Source organism: Thiothrix eikelboomii, from assembly GCF_900167255.1.
GTDB lineage: Bacteria > Pseudomonadota > Gammaproteobacteria > Thiotrichales > Thiotrichaceae > Thiolinea > Thiolinea eikelboomii.
The window spans coordinates 360,521-382,406 of record NZ_FUYB01000002.1 but is presented as its reverse complement, the minus strand read 5'-3'; the positions used below and the strand labels follow the sequence as shown (position 1 = coordinate 382,406).

22 protein-coding genes and 1 pseudogene are annotated in these 21,886 nt (G+C 47.3%); 11 read left to right on the top strand and 12 right to left on the bottom strand.

The genetic code is table 11. The features are described from left to right. On the top strand, window positions 1-534 hold a 534-nt coding region (locus B5D50_RS03735), incomplete at its 5' end, for a tetratricopeptide repeat protein (protein WP_159448562.1). After that, window positions 531-899 (top strand): hypothetical protein, encoded by a 369-nt coding sequence (locus tag B5D50_RS03730; RefSeq protein WP_078921219.1) that lies wholly within the window; start codon window positions 531-533, stop codon window positions 897-899. The genes B5D50_RS03735 and B5D50_RS03730, both read left to right, overlap by 4 nt. Window positions 900-1,138: 239 nt before the next feature. Here the strand turns inward: B5D50_RS03730 and B5D50_RS03720 are convergent, their stop codons facing one another. The 9 genes from B5D50_RS03720 to B5D50_RS03680 all read right to left on the bottom strand — a co-directional run bounded on the left by B5D50_RS03720 (window position 1,139) and on the right by B5D50_RS03680 (window position 10,359). Then, complete coding sequence (locus B5D50_RS03720; RefSeq protein WP_078921217.1) at window positions 1,139-1,855, bottom strand: ABC transporter ATP-binding protein; 717 nt, start codon at window positions 1,853-1,855, stop codon at window positions 1,139-1,141. Between the two features lies 1 nt (window position 1,856). Next, window positions 1,857-2,603 (bottom strand): ABC transporter ATP-binding protein, encoded by a 747-nt coding sequence (locus B5D50_RS03715; protein WP_078921216.1) that lies wholly within the window; start codon window positions 2,601-2,603, stop codon window positions 1,857-1,859. Between the two features lie 12 nt (window positions 2,604-2,615). Then, the gene (locus B5D50_RS03710) at window positions 2,616-3,620 is read right to left on the bottom strand and encodes a branched-chain amino acid ABC transporter permease (RefSeq protein WP_234975789.1); all 1,005 of its coding nucleotides are present in this window, start codon (window positions 3,618-3,620) and stop codon (window positions 2,616-2,618) included. 8 nt (window positions 3,621-3,628) lie between these two features. Further along, a complete protein-coding gene (locus B5D50_RS03705) occupies window positions 3,629-4,510 on the bottom strand; it encodes a branched-chain amino acid ABC transporter permease (RefSeq protein WP_078921215.1) in 882 nt (293 codons plus the stop codon). A 229-nt stretch (window positions 4,511-4,739) separates the two neighbouring features. Then, complete coding sequence (locus B5D50_RS03700; RefSeq protein ID WP_078921214.1) at window positions 4,740-5,903, bottom strand: ABC transporter substrate-binding protein; 1,164 nt, start codon at window positions 5,901-5,903, stop codon at window positions 4,740-4,742. After that, complete coding sequence (locus B5D50_RS03695) at window positions 5,900-6,721, bottom strand: alpha/beta fold hydrolase (RefSeq protein WP_078921213.1); 822 nt, start codon at window positions 6,719-6,721, stop codon at window positions 5,900-5,902. Before B5D50_RS03695 ends, B5D50_RS03700 begins: the two co-directional genes overlap by 4 nt. Beyond that, entirely contained in the window at window positions 6,705-8,288 is a 1,584-nt protein-coding gene (locus tag B5D50_RS03690; RefSeq protein WP_078921212.1) for a benzoate-CoA ligase family protein, read from the bottom strand. The genes B5D50_RS03695 and B5D50_RS03690 overlap by 17 nt, the downstream gene beginning before the upstream one ends. A gap of 45 nt (window positions 8,289-8,333) precedes the next feature. After that, window positions 8,334-9,875, bottom strand: coding sequence for a 3,4-dehydroadipyl-CoA semialdehyde dehydrogenase (locus tag B5D50_RS03685; protein WP_078921211.1), 1,542 nt, complete (start codon window positions 9,873-9,875; stop codon window positions 8,334-8,336). Window positions 9,876-9,888: 13 nt separating this feature from the next. Next, on the bottom strand, window positions 9,889-10,359 hold the full coding sequence (locus B5D50_RS03680) for a 4-hydroxylaminobenzoate lyase (RefSeq protein WP_078921210.1): 471 nt from the start codon (window positions 10,357-10,359) through the stop codon (window positions 9,889-9,891). A 146-nt stretch (window positions 10,360-10,505) separates the two neighbouring features. Between B5D50_RS03680 and B5D50_RS03675 the strand changes: the two genes are divergently transcribed. The 4 genes from B5D50_RS03675 (at window position 10,506) to B5D50_RS20725 (ending at window position 14,907) form a co-directional block, all read left to right on the top strand. Then, a complete protein-coding gene (locus B5D50_RS03675; RefSeq protein ID WP_200807017.1) occupies window positions 10,506-11,429 on the top strand; it encodes a helix-turn-helix transcriptional regulator in 924 nt (307 codons plus the stop codon). 112 nt (window positions 11,430-11,541) lie between these two features. Beyond that, the gene (gene boxC / locus B5D50_RS03670) at window positions 11,542-13,206 is read left to right on the top strand and encodes a 2,3-epoxybenzoyl-CoA dihydrolase (protein WP_200807016.1); all 1,665 of its coding nucleotides are present in this window, start codon (window positions 11,542-11,544) and stop codon (window positions 13,204-13,206) included. Window positions 13,207-13,269: 63 nt separating this feature from the next. Next, the gene (gene boxB, locus B5D50_RS03665) at window positions 13,270-14,697 is read left to right on the top strand and encodes a benzoyl-CoA 2,3-epoxidase subunit BoxB (RefSeq protein WP_078921208.1); all 1,428 of its coding nucleotides are present in this window, start codon (window positions 13,270-13,272) and stop codon (window positions 14,695-14,697) included. Between the two features lie 87 nt (window positions 14,698-14,784). Next, window positions 14,785-14,907 carry a hypothetical protein gene (locus B5D50_RS20725; protein WP_268807799.1) on the top strand — a complete coding sequence of 41 codons (123 nt, stop codon included), beginning with the start codon at window positions 14,785-14,787 and terminating at the stop codon, window positions 14,905-14,907. An 89-nt stretch (window positions 14,908-14,996) separates the two neighbouring features. On the opposite strand, the gene B5D50_RS03655 is transcribed toward B5D50_RS20725, so the two are convergent. Both B5D50_RS03655 and B5D50_RS03650 read right to left on the bottom strand, forming a co-directional pair. Next, window positions 14,997-15,320, bottom strand: coding sequence for a low molecular weight protein tyrosine phosphatase family protein (locus B5D50_RS03655; RefSeq protein ID WP_078921207.1), 324 nt, complete (start codon window positions 15,318-15,320; stop codon window positions 14,997-14,999). A 118-nt stretch (window positions 15,321-15,438) separates the two neighbouring features. Next, window positions 15,439-15,897, bottom strand: a complete 459-nt coding sequence (locus tag B5D50_RS03650) for a hypothetical protein (RefSeq protein WP_078921206.1) — start codon at window positions 15,895-15,897, stop codon at window positions 15,439-15,441. A 112-nt stretch (window positions 15,898-16,009) separates the two neighbouring features. Between B5D50_RS03650 and B5D50_RS03645 the strand changes: the two genes are divergently transcribed. Together B5D50_RS03645 and B5D50_RS03640 are read left to right on the top strand one after the other, a co-directional pair. Beyond that, window positions 16,010-16,582 carry a Uma2 family endonuclease gene (locus B5D50_RS03645; protein WP_078921205.1) on the top strand — a complete coding sequence of 191 codons (573 nt, stop codon included), beginning with the start codon at window positions 16,010-16,012 and terminating at the stop codon, window positions 16,580-16,582. An 89-nt stretch (window positions 16,583-16,671) separates the two neighbouring features. Beyond that, window positions 16,672-16,872, top strand: a pseudogene (locus tag B5D50_RS03640) (PD-(D/E)XK nuclease family transposase); the annotation flags it as partial. Here the strand turns inward: B5D50_RS03640 and B5D50_RS03635 are convergent. Next, window positions 16,824-17,432 (bottom strand): Uma2 family endonuclease, encoded by a 609-nt coding sequence (locus tag B5D50_RS03635; RefSeq protein WP_078921204.1) that lies wholly within the window; start codon window positions 17,430-17,432, stop codon window positions 16,824-16,826. The pseudogene B5D50_RS03640 and the gene B5D50_RS03635 overlap by 49 nt on opposite strands. A 161-nt stretch (window positions 17,433-17,593) precedes the next feature. Here B5D50_RS03635 and B5D50_RS03630 point away from each other — a divergent pair, with 161 nt between their 5' ends. Genes B5D50_RS03630 through B5D50_RS03620 form a run of 3 tightly spaced genes read left to right on the top strand, consistent with a single transcriptional unit; the run spans window position 17,594 to window position 21,877 of the window. Further along, window positions 17,594-18,280, top strand: coding sequence for an ABC transporter ATP-binding protein (locus B5D50_RS03630; protein WP_078921203.1), 687 nt, complete (start codon window positions 17,594-17,596; stop codon window positions 18,278-18,280). 5 nt (window positions 18,281-18,285) lie between these two features. Next, window positions 18,286-20,775, top strand: coding sequence for an ABC transporter permease (locus B5D50_RS03625; protein ID WP_159448561.1), 2,490 nt, complete (start codon window positions 18,286-18,288; stop codon window positions 20,773-20,775). Continuing rightward, window positions 20,765-21,877 carry a lipocalin-like domain-containing protein gene (locus B5D50_RS03620; protein ID WP_078921201.1) on the top strand — a complete coding sequence of 371 codons (1,113 nt, stop codon included), beginning with the start codon at window positions 20,765-20,767 and terminating at the stop codon, window positions 21,875-21,877. The genes B5D50_RS03625 and B5D50_RS03620 overlap by 11 nt, the downstream gene beginning before the upstream one ends. Window positions 21,878-21,886 lie beyond the last annotated feature (9 nt).

Genomic DNA, 21,886 nt, shown 5'->3' with positions numbered 1-21,886 from the left:
TTCCTTGCCAACCAAAAGCAGGACTACGCGCAAGCCGAGGTGATGTACCAACGGGCGGTGGAAGCCGACCCGAAGAATGCAAACCTGCTTGGTATTTACGCTAACTTCATGGCTACTTATAAATCTGATCTTGAGCAAGCAGACCAATTGTTCAACAAAGCCATACAGACTGCTCCTGAACATCCCAATATTTTGGGTAACTACGCTAAATTTTTGTTTGCTACCGATCAAAAAGACAAAGCCCGACAATGCTTGGAAAAAGCGGAAAGCCAACCCGACTTAGAGCCTGACCTGCAAGTGGAGCTTGCCTTTTACCGCTACGCCCATTGCCAACCTTATGCCCTTGCCCCGCTCAAACAACAACTTCAGTCTGGCTCGCGCTCCATTGGCTGGGATTTAACCGATAATGTGCAAGTTGCCTGTGCAGACCTCCACCCTCACCCCAAATTACTGACCGCCATCGCCCAAGTCATCAGCGGCGAACAGGACATAGCAACGCTTGACCAATATCCAGAATGGACAGAAACACCATGACGAAAACTACTCTGCAAATCCACATTCCCCAACACCAGCCCGAACTGGAAGCTGCCGTCCTGCAATTCCTACAGGATGAATTCCAGCAAACTGCCAGCTTCCAGCCTGAACCCGCCAGCACCCTGCCACACAAGGATGGTGGAGTGCTGGACGCACTTTGGCAGGTCGTTCAGATCATTGGTGTCGTCGAGGGGGTGTTGCAATTTGCCGAACGTGCCCAGCGTCTGGAACGGGTCAAAAAATTGCAAGCTGCCATCCAGCGGGCAGGCAGCCCCGTGTATTTGCGCATCAAAAACCAGACCGTCAACCTCTACCAAAAATCAGTTGATCAAATTATGAATTTGTTGGCGGGTGACGAGGATTAAGAAAGATAAGGGCTAATAAGCACGAGTGCTAGCTTGACTAACCATTCAGCTTGGTAAGCAAAGCTAGCACTTTCTCAGTTGCCGCTGGCTTTATACAATAGCCTACCCACTTGCCAGTGGCAGTCAGTACTATTGGCTGGCGAAGGTATTGCTCGGTATTAATTTCAATAGTGAACAAAAACAATGGATGATCGGGTGGTAGGCTAGCTAAAGCCCGCCCGACTCGTGCCAACTGCGTATCAAACTCCCAAATACCCTGCCAACTCTTCCGATTGCACTACTGTTTCCGCTTTACCCGTGAGTACTACTTGGCCTTTTTGGAGCACAATTGCACGATCACTATTGGCTAAAACTTTATGGTAATTGCGATCAACAATCAGGGTGGCAATTCCACTGGCTCGAATCGTATCAATCACTCGCCAAATCTCTTCGACGATTAAAGGGGCTAAGCCTTCAGTGGCTTCATCCAGAATAATTAAATCAGGATGGGTCATTAGCGCTCGTCCAATCGACAGCATTTGTTGCTCCCCACCGGATAACTGATTACCCATATTGCCGATCCGCTCTTGCAGGCGAGGGAAGGTTTCAAGGATGCGCTCATAAGGCCAGTCATTGCGCCCATCTAAACTAGGCCGTGCGGCCATGATTAGATTTTCACGTACCGACAGATTAGGAAAAATGCCACGGCCTTCAGGGACATAGGCTATTCCCATTCGAGCCACTTCATGAGGTTTGGCTTTGGACATATCTTTGCCACGCACACTAATATGGCCGTCACGCTGCTTGATATGCCCGAGTAAAGTCCGAATCAGGGTACTTTTACCCATGCCATTGCGCCCTAATAAACCAACCGTTTCACCCCGACTGATTGTAAAGTCAATGCCTTGTAATACATGGCTAGAGCCATACCAAGCATGGATGTCGTTGGCTTCAATCAAAAGCTCAGCCTGTAGCATCTTAGTGCCCTCCTAAGTAAGCAGTTTGCACATCAGCATTCACGCGGATTTGATCGGGGGTGTCAGAGGCAATCACACTCCCATTCACCATCACAGTGATTCGGTCAGCAATTCTAAAAACAGCATCCATATCATGTTCAACCAGCAAGATGGCATGATCACGCTTTAAGCTCGCCAACAGTTCCAACATCCGATCCGTTTCTTCGGCACCCATTCCGGCCAATGGCTCATCTAATAGCAGCACTTTCGGCTGAATCGCTAAGCACATCGCAATTTCCAATTGACGCTTTTGCCCATGTGATAACAGACCTGCGAAGCGTTCCTTGACACTCATTAAGCCCGCCAGCTCTAAAGCATGGTTGGCGGCTGTTACACTGTGCTTACATTTTTGTGCATTATTCCACCAAACCCAAGGACGTTGAACTTGAGCTTGCGCGGCTAAGCGGCAATTCTCAAAAACGGTGAAGTCTGGAAAAATGGTATTCCGCTGATAGCTGCGCCCTAAACCCTGACGTGCGCGCTTGGCTTGTGACCAGTGCGTGGCCTCTTGGCCTAATAGCTCAATTTTGCCTTCCGTGGGCGGGAACTCACCCGATAAGATATTGATCAGGGTCGATTTCCCAGCTCCATTAGTACCAATCACCGCATGCACACTGCCACGCTCAAGCTCAATGGAGACTGCATTGACAGCGACTAACCCCCCCCAACGTTGGGTAATGTCGCTGCCTCTTAATAAAGTTTCTGCCATGTTTGCATCTCCTTATTTCAGCACGATTTGTGCATCACTCGAAGGGCGGCCACCGTATAAACGCTTGCGTAAAACCTCAGGCAAGCCCACTAAACCTTTGGGTAACACAGCCACACAAGCAATAATCGTGAAGCCTAAACCTAATTGCCAATGCTTAGCGAAAGCCCCAAAAATGTCTGAAGATTTGAAAAACTCTTGTAAGAATACAAAAGCAAAAGCACCAATAATGGCTCCGCGTAAATGCCCTAAACCACCCAAAATAATCATAATCAGCAAAGCACCGGATAAATGCCAGCTCATCATTTCTGGGTTGACAAAGCCATCTTTGACCGCAAATAAGAAGCCTGCTAAGCCAGCAATCCCGCCGGAAGTCACAAAGGCCGCTAGCTTATAGGGATAGGTCGAGAAACCTGAGGCACGCATCCGTTGCTCGTTAATCCGAATCCCTGCCAACACTCGTCCAAAATGCGAACCTAATAAAATAGCGAGGAAGATAAAGGTCCACACTAAAAATACCCAAGTGAAGAAATACAATACTTGCGGATGATTCAGATCAAGGATTGAACCTAAGGTCGGTTTGAAATAGAGATAGATACCATCTGTACCTCCGCCGAGCTTAGTATCATGCACCACATAATAAGCCATTTGTGCGAAGGCTAGGGTGACCATAATGAAATAGACACCTTTAGTCCTGAGTGATAAAGCACCGACAAATAAAGCATACACCGCTGCTGCTAAAATCGCCGCAGGGAGTAACCACAAGAGATGACCAGATTCACTTTCAGGTGAAAGCATCACGGCGATATAAGCACCAATCCCAAAGAAAGCCGCTTGACCAAAGCAGACTAAACCCGTGCTCCCGACGAGTAATTCTAAGCTCATGGCTAAGATGGCATAGATCATAATTTTAGAAACTAAATCTAAACCATAACTACTGGCTACCAAGGGATACAAGGCTAGGCCTGCAAATAACAAGCCTACGAATAGAAGTTTTCCACTGAAGAATTTATCCATCATGTTGGGTCTCAGCTCGTTTTGAATAGACCATCCGGCTTCCACAGCAGGATGAGAGCCATTAATACATACACTAATACGCCCGCTGCTTCAGGTAGCAGTACTTTGCCAAACGTATCAACAAAACCAATTAATAAGGCGGCTAGAAAAGCCCCTCGAATCGAGCCTATGCCACCGATGACCACCACCACAAAACAGATAATCAAAACTTGGCTACCCATGCCCGGATAAACGGTTGATACTGGGGCTGAAATCATCCCAGCAAAAGCGGCTAAGGCCACACCGGCTGCAAACACAATGCGATACAGTAATTTAATGTCGATGCCTAAGGACTGCACCATTTCGCGGTTAGTACTGCCTGCTCGAATCATCATACCTAAGCGGGTACGGGTGAAGACATAATACATACCGAGCGCTAAGAGCAAACAAACCGCCGAAATAAACAAGCGATACACCGGATAAGTCATAATGTCACCTAATGGAATCGTCCCCGCTAAAAATTCGGGGGCAGCGACACCATGCACGTCATCACCTACCAGCAGACTGCGCAATTCTTCAAAAACGAGGATCAAGCCATAAGTCATTAATACCTGCTGTAAATGATCACGATCATAGAGAAAGCTAAAGAAAGCCCATTCTAAGAAATAACCCAAAATAACAGCGAGAATCAGCCCAATCACCAAGACTGAGAAAAAGCCACCCCCAAAGGCATGAGCCACAATCGGGCTAAGAGCATAGGCCATATAAGCGCCTATCATATAGAAACTGCCATGAGCGAGATTAATCACGCCCATAATGCCGAAGATCAAAGTCAGCCCCATTGCCACTAAAAATAGCAATAAGCCATACTGTAAGGCGTTCAGGCATTGAATTAAGAAGATGGATAAGTCCATAGAAGGCTCCACTTGAAACGGCTCATCAACTCTCCCTGTGGTCTAGAGAGCTAGGCGAATCAAACCCAAGCACTCAATTCAGTCAGCAAAGCTAAACACAAACTGAGTACTACACTGAGTAGAACAACCAAGTAGAACAACTGAGTAGACTCAGTAACTTCAGTGAGTTGGTTTAATGGCCTAATAGCCCCTCCTGTCTTCAAAAGGGGCTAGAGAGCATTAATTACTTTTAATTGGCTGCACAACCTTTGGCAGGATCGGCTAAGGCTTTAGTTGCCACGCTAATAACGGGGTTTTCTTTGCCCTTTGCTTCGCGTAAATAAATGTCTTGCACCGGATTATGTGCTTTTGACAGGGTGAATTCACCTCGGGGGCTATCAAATTTAGCCGCTTCAACAGCGGCTGCAAATTCAGCTTTTTTGCTGACATCGCCTTGCACAGCGTCTAAACCGACTTTCAGAATTTGAGCAGCATCATAACCTTGAACTGCATACACATCGGGTGGCAGTTTATAAGCTTCATTGTAAGCAGTACGGAAAGCTTTATCCTTAGCATTATCCAATTGATCTGCATAATGCAGGGTTGTGAGCAAGCCTTCGCCGTCACCGCCTTGAGCTTCTAAAGTACCATCGGTTAAGAAGCCAGCTCCGTATAACGGAATACTGTCTTTTAAGCCAGCAGCTTTATAGTCCTTCACGAATTTGACAGCACCACCGCCTGCGAAGAAGGTATAAACTGCATCCGGTTTCAGTGAAGCGATTTCTGTTAACAGCGCTTGGAATTCCACATTCGGGAAGGGCAAATTCAGTTCTTTAATCACTTCGCCGCCGGACTTACTAAAGCCATCTTTGAAACCTTGCACCGACTCATCGCCTGCAGCATATTTCCAAGTAATCGTGACGACTTTTTTATGGCCTTTTTGGGCAACCACCTCACCCATCGCATAGCCCGGCTGCCAGTTAGAGAAGGAGCTACGGAAAATATTCGGTGAACACATCGGGCCTGTGACGGCCTGCGCACCTGCATTCGGGACAATCAGGATTGTGCCACTTTCTTTGGCTGCTTTGGCCATCGCCATGGCTACACCAGAGTGTACTGTCCCGACTAAAATATCGACATTTTCGCCTTTAATCAGTTTATTGACATTATCAGTGGCTTTGGCTGGATCAGATTCATCATCGACTTTGACAAATTCAATCGCCCGACCGCCTAATTTATCGCCTTGCTCTTTGGTGTAAAGTTTAAAGCCATTTTCAATCGCTGTGCCTAACGCTGCGAAAGTACCGGTTGCAGGCAGCATCAAGCCCACTTTTAACGGTTTATCTTCAGCATAGCTAAGGCTCGAAAAGCCCAAAATAGCGGCAGCAATCACCGTAGTTTTAAATAAGTTCATCTAGGTTCTCCTCCTAAAGTATGACGACTTATAAAGTCGCTTGCGTTCGTAATCAAAGTGGTTGGCTGGTCTCGGTGGGGTGAATGCCCACAAGCGGGTAGTTCCAATAGCTCAGTGCTTGGGACGCGCCGAGCAAGACCTCTAATCTGCTCCAACGAGCCATACTCGTCATCTAATCCTTGAACCGCGAGTAGCGGACATTGAATCGTCGTTAGCTCCTCTTCAATCGACCAAGCGCGAAAGGGCGGATGTAACCAGATCGTATTCCACCCCCAAAATGCTGAGTCGACATCTTGATGATAACGGCTTAACTTTTTCGGTAAATCAGTGGTTTGATAAGTATCCCGTGCTTGTTCGATACTGATGATCGTGATGTCTTCTACCATGATATGTGGCGCAAGCACAATAGCACCCGCGAGTGCTTGTGGATAGCGAGCCGCATACAGCAGGCTAATCGAAGCTCCATCACTATGACCGAATAACCACAGCTGTTGTTGCCTAGGGTCAATCTTTAAAGCGGCTAGCAAAGCGGGTAACACTTCAAAGGCTTGGCGGTGCATAAAATCAACCCCCCAACGCTCATCAGGGTGGCGAGGTGTCGATTGCCCATAGCCCGGGCGCGAATAAACTAAACCCCGACAATGTGCTGCTTGACAAAAACGAGCGGGGAAATCCTTCCACATACTCACTGAGCCGAGGCCTTCATGCAAAAAAACTACCAAAGGCGCTTGCGAATCCGCTCGGCCGACCCATTGATACTCTAGTTGCACTGCACGCCCGCACCAGTCGAGCCTGAAAAATTCAATCGGCCGATCCATTGCTTGCCTCAGCTTCTTTTTGGCGTAATTTAAAGCGTTGAATTTTGCCAGTGGCTGTTTTCGGTAGTTCCGTCACAAATTCAATGAAGCGCGGATATTTATAAGGGGCAAGTCGCTCTTTGACAAAGGCTTTTAATTCCTCAGCGGTCAGTTCAGCTCCATCTTTCAAGACTACAAAAGCTTTAGTTTTGGTTAAGCCCTCCGCATCTTGTTTACCAATCACCGCTGCTTCTAAGACAGCAGGGTGTTGAACGAGTGTGGCCTCAACTTCAAAAGGTGAGACATAGATCCCACTGACTTTCAGCATGTCATCACTGCGTCCTGCATAGGTATAAGTACCGTCAGCATTGCGCACATATTTATCGCCACTCTTGGTCCAAGCCCCTTGGAAGGTTTCGCGGCTTTTGGTGCGATTATTCCAATACATGAGGGCAGCACTAGGGCCTTGAATGTATAAATCCCCCGTCTCGCCATCGGCCACAGGGAGGCCATCTTCACCTCTTAATTCGATTGCATAGCCCGGTACCGGCCAACCGGTCGTGCCATAACGTACTTTGCCGGGTTGATTGGAGAGGAAGATATGCAGCATTTCGGTCGAGCCAATGCCATCAATAATCTCGACACCAAAATGCTGGGTGAAGCGCTCGCCAATATCAGCGGGGAGTGCCTCGCCTGCGGAAGAGGCTAAGCGTAAAGCGACCTCTGCTTTTTTCGGTAGCTTAGCCGAGGCTAACATGCCAGCAAAACCAGTCGGTGCACCAAAGAAAATCGTTGGTTGATGGTCAATCCAACGTTTGAAGACGGCATCAGGAGTCGGGCGCTCGGGCATTAATACCACGGTTGCACCCACACTTAAGGGGAAACTTAAGGCATTGCCTAGGCCATAGGCAAAGAATAATTTAGCAGCCGAAAAGCAAATATCTTGCTCGGTTATCCCTAATAAACGTTTACCATAAAGCTCTGCTGTCCAATAGGGGTTAGCTTGTGTATGCACCGTCCCTTTCGGATTGCCCGTCGAGCCAGATGAATACAACCAAAAGCCGGGATCATCCGCACGGGTATTGGCAGCTTGTGCCATCGGTTCGGCGGTTTGAATCGCCGTGTCTAAATGCACACTACCTGCAGGTAACTCACCTTGGGCGCGTGAAACGAAGATCGTTTTAAGATCATGATCACCTTTAGCTAAAGCCGCTTCTAAGCTTGGGCGTAAGGCTTCAGAAACAATCGCAGCGGTGGCTCGGCTATCACTGAGCATATAGTGGTAGTCATGTGCGGTCAGTAAGGTATTGACTGCAACGGGGACAATACCCGCATACAGAGCCCCTAAGAAAGCCAGCGGCCAATCATTGCAATCCTGCACCAGTAGCAATACCCGCTCTTCACGCCGGATACCCGCCTTGACTAAAGCGCTGGCCATGCGTTGAATACGCGCTGCTAGCTCACCATAAGTCAACGTGCCTTGGTCATCAATATAAGCTGTTTTTTCAGCACGCTGTTGATTGATGTCCAACAAATGCTGAGCAAAGTTAAAGCGTCCTTCCGGTGCTGGCAGGTTCTCTATGGACATGACTCTCCTCCTCCATAGTAAGTTTAATTAGCTCATTGTGAGCACTTATAGATGTTTTAAAACGTTGGTACTCGCTTGCACAGCACTACGGCGGTGATAGAAATTCAAAGCACGTATTCCGCCTAGCTCTTCGCCACCCCCCGCACGTCCGGGGCCACCGTGCAAAGACTGCGGCATTACATTGCCGTGACCCGTCTGGATAGCCGCTACCTCAGGAGTAATAATATGTACCCGTCCGTGGCTATCGGCTAGCTCAGCGGCCATTGCTGCTAAAGCCTCAGGGTCTGTGCCATATAAAGAGGTGACTAATGAACCTTGGCCTCGACGGACTAAAGCTTGGACATGGGCGGTATCACGATAAGCTAATAAAGTAGCGACCGGGCCAAAGACCTCCGTATCATGAATCAGCGGTGCAGCATCGGCAGCCCGAGCACCTAATAAGCTCGGGGCGATACAACAAGAACTCGGGTCTGCATCGACGAGCGGTTGTTTCGAACCATCAAACAGCAGTTCGGCTTGGGTTTTCAGTTGAGCTAAGCCCGCTTGCACGGCTTGCCATTGCTCTTTACTCACCACTGAACCCATGCGTACCGTTTCATTGCGTGGATTCCCTACCGTGATCTTAGCTAAGCGCGCACTCAGTGTCGCAGCGGTGCGCTCATATAAAGCATCTGGAACAAAAATGCGCCGGATGGCTGTGCATTTCTGCCCAGATTTCACGGTCATTTCACGAGTCACTTCTTTGATCAATAAATCTAAGGCAGCATTTTCAGCACTGCTATCATCCAATAAGACCGCAGAGTTAATACTATCCGCTTCAATATTGACCCGTACCGAAGACTGCGTGACAGCAGGATGGGAACGAATCACGGCGGCGGTTGCTGCAGAACCCGTAAAGGATACGACATCAAAGGGCTGCAGTTGATCCATTAAGCCTTGGGAGCTGCCACATAGAATAGATAAAGCCCCAGGTGGTAAAATACCTGCTTCAATCACATCTTTAACCATACGCTGAGTGAGCCAAGCAGTTGCCGAGGCAGGCTTGATAATCACAGGTACGCCAGAAATTAGTGCAGGCCCGGCTTTCTCCCATAAACCCCAGCTAGGGAAATTGAAAGCATTAATGAATAAAGCTACTCCACGAGTGGGAACTAAAATATGTTGGGATTGGAAGAGTGGGTCTTTACCTAGCCGAGCTAGCTCACCGTCGAGTAAATAACGGCGTTCCCCTAAGGTTTCGCCGAGTTTGGCATAAGTACCTAGCGTAAAAATACCACCATCGACATCGACTGCGGTATCGTTGTTCACAGTACCGCTATTAGCCATCGAGATTGCATAATAAGCCTCCCGATTGGCTTGTAATACTTTGACGATAGCGCCAAGCAGCGCACCACGCTCACGATAAGTCAGTTTGCGTAAAGCTGTACCGCCTTGTTCACGCGCAAAATCAAAGCCCTCTGCTAAATCTAAGCCCGTGGCATCAATGCGAACTAATTCTGTACCTAACACAGGGTCAAATAGGCTAGTACCAGCACCGCTTCCGGTTTGCCAACGTCCACCCCAGTAATTTGCGAGTAATTCAGACATGTCTTGTTTCCAGTTAAGCTGAGCGGGTAAATTCAATGCTACCTTGTGGGAGCAGATACAAAACTAAAGCACGACCTTGAGTCACGGTTGGGCTGTGGGCGCTACCAGCTGGATAAACCAACCAGCCTGCGGCCTGCTGGTCAAATAAGGCCTCACCTTCTAGCGGCATAATCAGGTCAATTTCACCATTGGGATGGCGATGATGTGGACCGACTATATCTTGCATATCGACGACATCCACTGAGAAACCCGCTAAATCATCGGCAGGTTTAAAAATACGTCCATAACGAATTCCACCGCCTTCACGATTACACAGCCAGCCTTCGGCGACCCCTTGTTCACAGCTTTGTTTTAACTGCTGATAACTGGGGCTATCCACACCGTGCTCTTGATTCAACCATGCTTGCAAATCAGCATTTAATTCACGCCCTGCTAATTGTGCCGTTAACTCAGCGATTTGTTGGCGGAACTGACGACTAGGCATTTTGACTATCTCCTCACCTTGAGCATACTCGGGTTGAACTTGCTAATTCAGCTAATATGAATTATTGTGCATGTTAGAACAATAAAGATAGTTTACCACTCTGTCAAGCAATATATTGCATGTTTGATTTTATGAGGAGCGCCAACATGGCGAAAGCTGAAAAAAAGCACACACTTCATCCGACTCAACTAGCCGAGTCGGAAGGCAAAAACCCCTTGCTCGTCGCTTTAGGCGAGCGCGTGCGAGCTTTAAGAGCGCGCCAAGGTACGACCCGCAAAGCGCTAGCGCTGATGACTGGGGTGTCTGAGCGACATTTAGCTAATCTAGAGTATGGTGAAGGCAATGCCTCGATTTTAGTTTTACAGCAAGTTGCGAGCGCGCTGGAATGTTCCTTAGCAGAGCTAATAGGTGATGTCACCACTGTTAGCCCTGAATGGCTGATGATTCGTTCTTTATTAGAGAATAAAGACGAAGCCACCTTAAGACGTGCACGTCTTGCAATCGGTGAGGCTTTAGGGACGCTTGGTGAGCAAGCCGCTGCCAGTTCACGGATTGCTTTAATTGGTTTACGAGGTGCAGGTAAATCAACGCTAGGGCAGATGCTCGCTGATGATTTAGATTTCCAATTCGTTGAATTAAGCCGTGAAATTGAGCAATTTGCAGGTTGCAGTATTGCTGAAATTCAAGCTTTGTATGGTGCCAATGCCTATCGTCGTTATGAGCGCCGTGCTTTAGAGGAAGCAATTCAGATTTATCCAGAAGCAGTGATTTGTACACCGGGTGGCTTAGTCTCTGATACTTCAACTTTCAATCTTTTATTATCGCACTGCACCACGATTTGGTTACAAGCTGACCCAGAAGATCACATGCAGCGCGTGATGAAACAAGGGGACTTTCGCCCGATGGCGGCGAGCAAAGAGGCGATGGAAGATCTCAAGCATATCCTTGCTGCACGGGCAGCGTTTTATTCTAAGGCTCAATACAAGCTTGATACGAGTAGCCAATCCCTAGAGCAAACATTTGCCTTATTGCGTGAGTTAGTGCGGCACTCCTTGCACTTACCTGTATAATAAATTGCATTTTAATGCATGTTCTGCTTGACTCGTTTAAAATTGTGCAATATTATGCATATAACAGTACAGCGTAAGCTGCATCTAACTGCACCAAGTGAGGAGAATTCTGATGAACGCAATTACTACACCTGAGCGTGTCGATTATCAAACTAATCCAGCGCAATACAAGCATTGGACACTCAGCTTTGATGGCTCAGTGGCTACTTTAAGTGCTGACTTTGATGAAAATGCAGGTTTACGTCCCGGTTATAAATTAAAACTCAATAGCTATGACCTCGGCGTAGATATTGAACTCAATGATGCCTTAAATCGCATTCGTTTTGAGCATCCCGAAGTGCGCACGGTCGTCGTTACCAGCCTGAAAGATAAGGTGTTCTGCTCCGGCGCAAATATTTTTATGCTGGGTGTAAGTAGTCATGCTTGGAAGGTGAATTTCTGTAAATTTACCAATGAAACTCGGAATGGTTTCGAAGATTCTTCTAAATACAGTGGTTTGAAATTCTTAGCTGCCGTAAATGGAGCTTGTGCAGGCGGTGGTTATGAATTAGCGCTGGCTTGCGATGAAATCCTATTGGTTGATGACCGCTCAAGTGCAGTGAGCTTGCCGGAAGTGCCTTTATTGGGTGTTTTGCCGGGCACCGGTGGCTTGACACGGGTGACTGATAAGCGCCATGTACGCCATGACTTAGCGGATATTTTCTGCACTACAACTGAAGGCGTTCGTGGGCAAAAAGCTAAAGATTGGCGCTTAGTCGATGAAATTGCCAAGCCTGCGGTCTTTGCTCAAAAGGTGAAAGAACGTGCTTTGGCTTTAGCCGCAAACAGTGATCGTCCGGCGGATGCCAAGGGGATCGAGTTGACGCCAATCAAGCGCACGATTGAAGCCGATGCATTGCGCTATCAGCATGTGACGATTGAAATTAATCGTGCGACCCGAACGGCTATTTTCACAGTGAAAGCGCCTGAGGGTGTCCAGCCTTCCACTATCGCTGAAATCGAAGAGGTGGGTGCAAACTGGTATCCACTGGAATTAGCGCGTGAATTGGAAGATGCGATTTTATCCATGCGTACCAATGAATTAGATATTGGCATCTGGTTGATGAAAACTTCGGGTGACTCCGCTGCAGTCTTAGCGATGGATCAGGTGTTACTTGATCACCAAAATCATTGGTTAGTGCGTGAAACCATCGGTTTATTACGCCGTACTTTTAGCCGTTTGGATGTGTCTTCACGCAGCTTATTTGCCTTGATTGAAAAAGGTTCATGCTTTGCGGGTTCTTTCCTTGAGTTTGCTTTAGCGTGTGATCGTAGCTATCACTTAATGTTGCCGGATGATGTTGATACGCCAACAATTACTGTCGCCGAGATGAATTTTGGTTGGTATCCGATGGCAACAGGTGAGAGTCGTTTAGCACGGCGTTTCTATAATGAGCAGCCTGCCTTGGATGCAGTGCGCGCTAAAGCGGGGCAAGCTTTGGATGCTGATGCAGCCATAGCGATTGGTTTAGTGACCAGCAACCCTGACGATATTGATTGGGATGATGAAGTACGGATTGCAGTTGAAGAGCGTGTGGCGATGTCACCCGATGCCTTAACGGGGATGGAAGCGAATTTACGTTTCAATGGTGAGGAAAATATGTTTACCCGTATTTTCGGCCGCTTAACCGCTTGGCAAAACTGGATTTTCCAACGCCCGAATGCGGTGGGCGAAAAGGGCGCACTGAAAGTGTATGGTAAAGGCGATAAAGCTCAATTTGATTGGAATCGCGTTTAAGTTTTGCATTGAAAGAGGGCGCTAAGTGATTAGCGCCTCGCTAGAACCTCTGAGGAGAGCAGCATGTCTACTATCGACTACCAAGAAAAGATTCCGAATAATGTCAATCTCAGCGAAGACCGTACCTTAAAACGTGCGCTCGAACACTGGCAGCCTAACTACCTGAACTGGTGGCAAGATATGGGCCCCGATGGTTCGCATGGTTTTGATGTTTATCTACGTACTGCAGTCAGTGTTGATCCACAAGGCTGGGCGCAATTTGGGCATGTAAAAATGCCCGATTATCGTTGGGGCATCTTTTTAAATCCCGCTGAGCAAGATCGCAAAATTCATTTCGGCGACCATAAAGGCGAAAACGCTTGGCAAGATGTACCCGGCGAATACCGCGCTAACCTACGCCGCATTATTGTAACCCAAGGTGATACTGAGCCAGCCTCGGTTGAGCAACAACGCCATTTAGGTTTAACGGCTCCAAGCCAATATGATCTACGTAATTTATTCCAAGTGAATGTGGAAGAGGGTCGCCATTTATGGGCGATGGTCTATTTACTCCACAAATACTTTGGACGTGATGGTCGTGAAGAAGGCGAGGCTTTATTAGAACGTCGTAGCGGTCAACAAGATAATCCACGGATTCTGCAAGCTTTCAATGAGCCTACACCCGATTGGTTGTCTTTCTATATGTTTACTTACTTCACGGATCGTGATGGTAAGTTCCAGTTGTGCGCTTTGGCAGAGTCCAGCTTCGATCCTTTAGCACGCACCACGAAGTTTATGCTCACCGAAGAAGCACACCACATGTTTGTGGGTGAATCGGGTGTATCACGGGTGATTCAGCGGACCTGCCAAGTGATGAATGATCTAAAAACCGATGATCCTGCCAAGATTCGTGCAGCGGGGGTGATTGATCTGCCAACGATTCAGCGCTATATCAATTTCCATTTCAGCGTCACGATTGACCTGTTTGGTGCGGATGAGTCTTCGAATGCGGCTACCTTCTACACGACTGGCTTAAAAGGCCGCTATGAAGAAGGCAAGCGTACCGATGACCATGTACTGAAAAACGACAGTTATAAAGTCTTGGAAGTGCGTAATGGTCAATTAGTCGAGAAAGAAGTGCCGATGTTGAATGCCCTCAACGAAGTACTGCGCGACGATTATATTAAAGACAGCGTGGCAGGTGTTGAACGCTGGAATAAAGTGATTGAAAAAGCAGGCATTCCCTTCCGCTTAAGCGTCCCACACAAAGCCTTCCATCGAAATATCGGTTCGCTATCAGGTGCGAAAGTGTCTCCCCAAGGTCAGGTGATTAGCCAAGCTGATTGGGAGGCGAATGTGGATAAGTGGTTGCCATCGGTCGGTGATCGTCAATTTGTAGCTAGCCTGATGGGGCGGATGGTCGAGCCGGGCAAGTTTGCGAATTGGATTGCACCACCTGTGATGGGGATTAATCGCCAGCCCGTTGATTTTGAATATGTGCGGTTTAATTAAGAGCTGAGTTGTCTCCTCCCACGGAAAGCCACTTGCGATTGCGGGTGGCTTTTTGTTTGGTGGGTTCTTCTATTAAGGGGCTGCCTGATGAAGCAACTTACTGATACTGAGATTCGTGTTAATGGCATTACCGCTTTAATTGCTAGTTGGGGCGAGGTGCAGGCTGAGCGCTTTATTAGTCTGATTTTGCGTGAGCCATTTGATGATTGATACAAAATGGCAAGCCAAGCTTTGGGAGGACATAAGTTTGGACGCTTTGAGTCTGTGATTACTCACAGGTCAACAAGGTGCTCAGAACCTCAGAACCGAATATACCTTGAAACCTTTGATTTAAGTAATGTAACCAATTCTGGCTGCATATAGGTATAATTGTCGGGTACATCTAAGCAAACTAGGCGCTTTCCCTTGAGCAGGGCTTTGTACTTTTTGCTGACTACAGTTTTATGAAACTTTTCCATTACAAGCACAACGTCGGCCCATTCAATGAGATCGCCTGACAATGGTGTGCATGCATCTGAGTTTGTTCCTGCACTCATGGCCTCAACACCTTTGATTTTGGAAAAAACTGCCTCTGCGGTTGGGCTTCTTAGTTTATTTTCCGTACATACAAAAAGAAGATTCATACTTTTATATTAGACCTCCTGCGAAAGTCAAAAATTGATCAACCCCATCGATCTGCTAAAGCTATGCCCTACATAGAGATCAGCCTAAAAACGATCAAAATTCATCCATTGAAATTGCTTAAAAAATGACTTTCGCAGGAGGTCTAGTAGTTCTTTTTATCTCCTCCTGAAGTTTCCTTTGATGATCTAGTTGCTCTCTTTGTCGTCTTCTTTCTAATTCATCTAGTTTTTTCTGCTCTCTAGCTGCAACTTCTAATTGTTTTTTTCTTTCATTTGCCTCTTCTTTTGCAAGGTTTTGTTTGAGCATTAATAAGCGGCTCTCCTTGTCGGTTAGCTTTCTATGAAGATCAGCTTTATTTGATTGAGCTTTTGCTATATCTGATTGTTTACGCTCAATCTCAGAATTTTTGCTATTCAATGTTGAAAGTGAAATATTTTTTGTAATACTTCGTTGAATTTGCCCAATCTTACCCAAATAATCTGCTTCTTTTTTACTCTCCAAGCTAATTTTGTGCTCTAAGTCGGCTATTTCTTTTTGTGTTCTTGTAATATCACTGCTGATTGTTGAAATAGACATTAAACCCCCCTGTAAAATGATAATTTGTATATTTTACACTCGAACATTCAGCTATGCCAAAACCAGCGTTGGTTGTATAGTCTAAACATCAAACATCACTTTGGAGGCAAACATGCAAGCCATCAAAACCCTAATTAGTCGTGAAGACTACCTAAAACTAGAAGAAACCAGCACTGAAAAACATGAGTTCTATCAAGGCCAAGTGTTCGCAATGGCTGGGGGTACTTTCCAGCATGCCCGTATTGGATTGAATGCCACCACTGGACTCGCTGTACGCTTACGTGGTAAACCCTGTCAACCGATGAATAGCGATATGCGTATTACCACGCCCTCAGGACTCAATACCTATCCCGATGCATCGGTGTATTGTGGTCAACCAGAGCTGATTGATCATCATAAAACCCTGCTCAATCCAGTATTGATTGTTGAGGTTTTGTCACCCAGTACCCGTAGTTATGATCGGGGTGATAAATTTCATCATTACCGCTCTATTCCAAGCTTGCGGGATTATTTGCTAATTGATTCCGAGACTATTTTAGTTGAGCATTATCAACGAATGGGGATTTATGAATGGAATTTGCATGAATATCGTCAATTGACTGATATTTTAAACTTAGACTCGATTAAAGAATCATTAGTAGTTTCAGTTTTTTACGAGGGCGTTGAATGGCTGGGTGCTAGCTAAAGCTAATTCTGTGGCGAAAGTGTACCAATCGTAGGCGTCCTTGCTCATTTGCACTATACTTTGCCTATCACCTGCACGATTCCTAAGGCATGCAAGACATCTACCTCAACCCGCTTACCGACTTTGGCTTTAAAAAATTGTTTGGCGAAGAGCCGCATAAAGATTTACTGATTAGTTTTCTCAATACCCTACTGCCTGATCATCATCAAGTCTCTGAACTCACTTACACAAAAAACGAATATCAAGGTATCAGTGCTTCTGATCGTAAAGTCATTTTTGACCTCTTCTGTGGCAAAAGAAACTCATACAGCTCATTCATCCCCACCGTTAAACCCACCGATTCCAGCGTAAAATATTGCCCCGCTACAAAATACTCTGTTTGCCAGCCAGTGCGTTTACGATAGATTTCTACGTGTGCGGTTTCTTGTGAGCACAGCACATATTCTTGCAAAGAATCTAATAAGCGATAAGCAACCAGCTTCTCATAACGATCAACCCGTGCGGTACTTTCTGAAAGCACTTCGATAATTAAGCAGGGTGAGGTATTGAAATAGCGGTTATTTTCTTCCACACAGCTCACCTGCACATCAGGATAATAAAAATGCTGCTCGCTCGCCGTTTGAATCCCGACTTTCATATCACCTTGAAAGACTTCACAACGACTGCCACGCAAGTGAATATCTAAACGAGTTGTCAAATTGCGGGCAAGACGATTATGGTTACGACTTGCGTCCGCCATTGCATACACCTGACCATTCACATACTCATATTTCACTGCATCAGTACGATCATTCTCACCCAAAAGATAAGCCTCAGGGGACAGGTAAGTAAAATTTGGTAGAGCAGACATTTGTTTTTCCATGAGTCTTAGGAGTGTTTTAAGCATAGAGTGTGCAAACTGAAAAAGGTAGTTAATGGCCAAAGCACCGAAAGGCCGCTTGTAAAGTGCTTAGGTTTGTTTCCCGCCGTATTCCATGCTAAATCTGCCTTTTCAGTTTTAGGACTATAGCCGTGCTCAGTGCCTACCATCTTCACTACACCTATCCAGAAGCAGGTCAGCTGCATAGCGTGCTTCATGACGTAAGCCTAGAGTTAAAGCATGGCGAGCAGGTCGCTTTGGTGGGCAGTAGTGGTTCAGGCAAGTCGACTTTGTTGAATTTACTGGGAGGCTTGGATCAACCAGCTGCGGGGCAAATTTTCCTTAACGGGCAAGAGTTGACTGCACTTAAAGAGCCCGCCTTAACTGTGTTGCGTCGCCAGCAGATTGGTTTTATTTATCAGCAGTTTAATCTGATTCCGACATTGACGGTGGCGGAAAATATTGTACTGCCATTAAGTTTGCTTAGTATTCCGGCTGCTCAACAACAAGAGCGTTTAGCCTTTTGGTTGAATGCGATTCACTTACCCACTCGGGCAAGGGTTTTTCCTGATCAGCTTTCGGGGGGGGAGCAACAGCGGGTAGCGATTGCGCGTGCTTTAATTCATCAACCCGCTTTAGTCCTAGCCGATGAACCAACGGGCAATTTGGATGCGAAAACTGGGCAACTGATTTTGGATTTATTATTTAATTTAGCTAAACAACTCCAGCAAACCCTGTTAGTGGTGACGCATAGTAAAACAGTGGCGGAGCGCGCCGAGCGCATTTTGGTACTGCAAGAAGGTGTGTTGCAAACCCATCCCAATGATTTGGCGTGGTGATGGTGATGCCAAATTTATTATTGCGTTCGAGTTGGCGGTTCTTCACGCGCCACCCTTGGCAATTGGGGCTGACTTTATTGAGCATTGCTTTGGGGGCGGCAGTGATGATAGCCGTCGATTTGGCAACGCACAGTGCCGCGCAATCCTTCCAGCAATCCGTGAATACCCTTGCTAGCCCGATGACACATGAAATTAAAGCCGTGCAGGGACGAATTCCCGATGCTTTCTATCGACAGTTGCGGGTGGAATGGGGCTATCGAGCGAGTTTACCTGAACTCGAGTTACCACTGACTATTAAAGGTGTGCATTACCGTTTATTAGGCTTAGACCCCTTTGCAGCTGCTTTGCCTGCAAGCAGTTTGGGGGCTTTGGATGCTGGAGTCTTCACCCGCTTACTGACTGAGGCCGATAGCGTTATTGCACCTACACAATCAGGTTTGCAGCGAGGGCAGGTGATTCAAGCAGGGGAGCGAAGTTTTAGGATTATTGCCCTTGCTGATTTAGTGCAGAGTGATTTGCTGCTTGGAGATCTGGCTACGGTACAAGGCAACACTCTAGGTTTAAGCCGCATTCAACTCAAACTAACTGCTGCTGAAGCCCAAAGCTTGCAAGCCCGCTTACCACCTCATTTGAAACTGGAATCCTTCGCCCAGCAGCAGGCTGTGTTCGGGCAAATGACCGGAGCTTTTAACACGAATCTATTAGCAATGAGCCTGTTAGCTATCTTGGTGGGGGCGTTTCTGGTTTATAACACCATGACTTTTTCGGTTTTACAACGTCGCCAGAGTTTTGCGATTACCCGCATGTTGGGTGTCACGGCGGGGCAATTGTTTCGGCATTTATTGCTTGAGGCCTGTGTATTAGGTCTAGTTGGCAGTGCTTTAGGCGTGTTGCTCGGCGTGTTGTTGGGGCAGGGCTTGTTAGTGCTAGTCACACAAACCATTAGCGATTTATATGTGACTGTATCACCCACCGATTTGCTGATTACGCCCGCGCTTGCGATTAAAGGTAGCTGTATCACTTTAGTAGCGGTGCTGCTAGCCACGCTTGCACCCGCCTTGGAAGCAGCACGAGTGGCTCCAGTACAAGTGCAGCGCCGTTCAAGTTTAGAGCAAACGAATCAAAGTTTAAGCTCGAAGCTCGCGCTGGCAGGCTTAGTGCTGATCTTCAGCAGTGCACTCTTGATGATGAGTTCGGGGCAGCAATTGGTGCTGGGATTCACGGGCTTGTTTCTGCTGATTGTGGGTTATAGCCTGTTAATACCGTGGGTACTGCGTAAACTCTTAAAGCTGTTGCAGCGCTTAAATGCTCAGTTTGCGCAAGCTCAGTGGTTAGTTGCGCTGGCTTTACGCAGTCTGGAAGCGAGTTTAAGTCGTACTAGTTTAGCGATTATCGCCCTCACGGTGGCAGTGTCGGCCACGATTGGTGTGAGTATGATGATTGGCTCCTTCCGCGCTAGTGTGGCGGATTGGCTGAAGTTGACTTTGCCGAGTGATGTCTATGTATCCGCGCTAAGTGCGGATGCGTCTCGTGTAGAAGGTTCACTCGCGCCCATTTGGCTAGAGCGGGTGAAAACCCTGCCCGAATTAGCGAGTTTAAGTACTGGGTTTTCTACCCGCTTAACCGTGGAAGGGATGCCCTTGCCGACTTTAGTCTTGCAGCCCGGAGCACAGAGTCAGCGTGGTTTTGAGTTTTTGCAAAATACGCCCAGCAATGCATGGCAGCGCTTTGAGCAAGCTGAAGGCATACTCGTTTCAGAGCCTTTCGCTTATCACTACCAGCGTGCTGTGGGTGCGAGTGTGCAGCTAGCAACTGAAACGGCGGGCTTAATTAAGCTGCCAATTTTGGGTGTATTCCGTGATTACAGCTCTACGCAAGGCATGTTAGTGCTGCCGCGAGGTTTGTATGAGCGTTATTGGGCAGAGCGGGGGATGTCTTCATTGGGTCTGACTTTAAAGCCGGGTACGAATCCAGCCTTGGTGCAAGATAAACTCAAGGTTTGGGCGAATGATTTACAATCCGCTGAACAGTCTTTAGTGATTCGCTCCAATCAGGAGATTCGTGATAATTCTTTGCAAGTATTTGACCGTACCTTTGCGATTACCCATGTGCTACGTGTTTTAGTGTTAATCGTCGCCTTTGTGGGGGTGTTTAGTGCTTTGATGGCTTTGTTTTTAGAGAAAGGTCGTGAGTTTGCGATTTTACGGGCAACGGGGTTCACGCCGAAACAAGTGCAAGCTTTGGTGCTAGGTCAAGCTGCTTTATTGGGGCTGCTAGCGGGAGTATTAGCTTGGCCACTCGGCTGGCTGATGTCGGTGCTACTCATTGAGATTATCAACCAACGCTCTTTCGGTTGGACGATGCAGACTTATTTCTTTGCGAGCATTCCACTGCAAGCCCTATTGTTAGCAGTGATCGCCGCTCTCCTTGCTAGCCTCTATCCGGTGCATCGTATCGGTCAGTTCTCGATTCGGGAGGGCTTAGATGGTCGTTAGATTTTGTCTGTTTTGTTTAATACTATTGCTGGCAGGTTGCGATAAAAAATCTGAGTCAGTAGGGATGGATTTGAATCTGGCTTTAGGGGGGATTCCAGAGGCGGGCTTTGCACGCGCATTAGAACCCCGCCTGTTTGAATTTCCCAAGGAGCATGCAGCCCACCCAGAGTTTCGCAATGAATGGTGGTATGTGACAGGCAATCTACAAACCGAAGCAGGGCGGCATTTTGGTTATCAAGTCACACTATTTCGTATCGCGCTTAGCCCCCAACCACCTGACAACCCATCTATTTGGGCAAGCAATCAAGTCTGGATGGCACATATTGCTTTAACTGATGTGGAGGGTCATCAACATTTACACCAGCAACGCTTGGCGCGGGGTGCAGCAGGCTTAGCAGGTCAGCAGATGCAGCCCTTTAAAGTTTGGCTGGAAGATTGGCAAATTTTAGGACAAGACAATGGTGAGTTTCCGTGGACGGTCGAGGTAGCGCATGCAGAGTTCAGCCTTAAACTTAAGCTGCAACCGGAAAAGCCCGTCGTGCTGCAAGGTAACCAAGGTTTAAGCCAAAAGAGTAGTGCGGCGGGTAATGCTTCCTACTATTATTCTTTCACCCGCTTAGCCACCACGGGCTTAATTCATTATCAAGATCAGGATTTGCAAGTCACGGGTTCATCGTGGCTAGACCGTGAGTGGAGCACCAGCGCCTTAGGCAAAGATCAGGCGGGTTGGGATTGGTTCTCGCTGCAATTTAACGACGGGCAGGAGCTAATGTTCTATCAATTGCGCAAAACTTCCGGTGCAGCTGATCAGGCGCATAGCCAAGGTAAATGGGTCGCAGCGGATGCCAGCACTCAAAATTTAAGCCTGAAAGATCTACAGTTGAAGCCGATTGACTATTGGCAAGCTGAGAATGGCACGCAATATCCCATTGCTTGGGAGTTGCATTATCCGGCTATACAAGGCCATTGGCGGATTGAGGCGGTGGTGGAGGATCAGTTAATGGTGACCCGTGTGCTGTATTGGGAAGGCGCAGTACGGGTGAAGGAGCTAGGAAGTGGTAAAGTGGTGGGGCGGGGGTATTTGGAGTTATCGGGGTATTAGTTGTTTTTT

Bases quoted from the DNA above. Each gene is read 5' to 3' on its own strand.
- B5D50_RS03730 (WP_078921219.1), top strand. From the start codon at position 531: ATGACGAAAACTACTCTGCAAATCCACATTCCCCAACACCAGCCCGAA.
- B5D50_RS03720 (WP_078921217.1), bottom strand. From the start codon at position 1,855: ATGCTACAGGCTGAGCTTTTGATTGAAGCCAACGACATCCATGCTTGG.
- B5D50_RS03715 (WP_078921216.1), bottom strand. From the start codon at position 2,603: ATGGCAGAAACTTTATTAAGAGGCAGCGACATTACCCAACGTTGGGGG.
- B5D50_RS03710 (WP_234975789.1), bottom strand. From the start codon at position 3,620: ATGATGGATAAATTCTTCAGTGGAAAACTTCTATTCGTAGGCTTGTTA.
- B5D50_RS03705 (WP_078921215.1), bottom strand. From the start codon at position 4,510: ATGGACTTATCCATCTTCTTAATTCAATGCCTGAACGCCTTACAGTAT.
- B5D50_RS03700 (WP_078921214.1), bottom strand. From the start codon at position 5,903: ATGAACTTATTTAAAACTACGGTGATTGCTGCCGCTATTTTGGGCTTT.
- B5D50_RS03695 (WP_078921213.1), bottom strand. From the start codon at position 6,721: ATGGATCGGCCGATTGAATTTTTCAGGCTCGACTGGTGCGGGCGTGCA.
- B5D50_RS03690 (WP_078921212.1), bottom strand. From the start codon at position 8,288: ATGTCCATAGAGAACCTGCCAGCACCGGAAGGACGCTTTAACTTTGCT.
- B5D50_RS03685 (WP_078921211.1), bottom strand. From the start codon at position 9,875: ATGTCTGAATTACTCGCAAATTACTGGGGTGGACGTTGGCAAACCGGA.
- B5D50_RS03680 (WP_078921210.1), bottom strand. From the start codon at position 10,359: ATGCCTAGTCGTCAGTTCCGCCAACAAATCGCTGAGTTAACGGCACAA.
- B5D50_RS03675 (WP_200807017.1), top strand. From the start codon at position 10,506: ATGGCGAAAGCTGAAAAAAAGCACACACTTCATCCGACTCAACTAGCC.
- boxC (WP_200807016.1), top strand. From the start codon at position 11,542: ATGAACGCAATTACTACACCTGAGCGTGTCGATTATCAAACTAATCCA.
- boxB (WP_078921208.1), top strand. From the start codon at position 13,270: ATGTCTACTATCGACTACCAAGAAAAGATTCCGAATAATGTCAATCTC.
- B5D50_RS20725 (WP_268807799.1), top strand. From the start codon at position 14,785: ATGAAGCAACTTACTGATACTGAGATTCGTGTTAATGGCATTACCGCT.
- B5D50_RS03655 (WP_078921207.1), bottom strand. From the start codon at position 15,320: ATGAATCTTCTTTTTGTATGTACGGAAAATAAACTAAGAAGCCCAACC.
- B5D50_RS03650 (WP_078921206.1), bottom strand. From the start codon at position 15,897: ATGTCTATTTCAACAATCAGCAGTGATATTACAAGAACACAAAAAGAA.
- B5D50_RS03645 (WP_078921205.1), top strand. From the start codon at position 16,010: ATGCAAGCCATCAAAACCCTAATTAGTCGTGAAGACTACCTAAAACTA.
- B5D50_RS03635 (WP_078921204.1), bottom strand. From the start codon at position 17,432: ATGTCTGCTCTACCAAATTTTACTTACCTGTCCCCTGAGGCTTATCTT.
- B5D50_RS03625 (WP_159448561.1), top strand. From the start codon at position 18,286: ATGCCAAATTTATTATTGCGTTCGAGTTGGCGGTTCTTCACGCGCCAC.
- B5D50_RS03620 (WP_078921201.1), top strand. From the start codon at position 20,765: ATGGTCGTTAGATTTTGTCTGTTTTGTTTAATACTATTGCTGGCAGGT.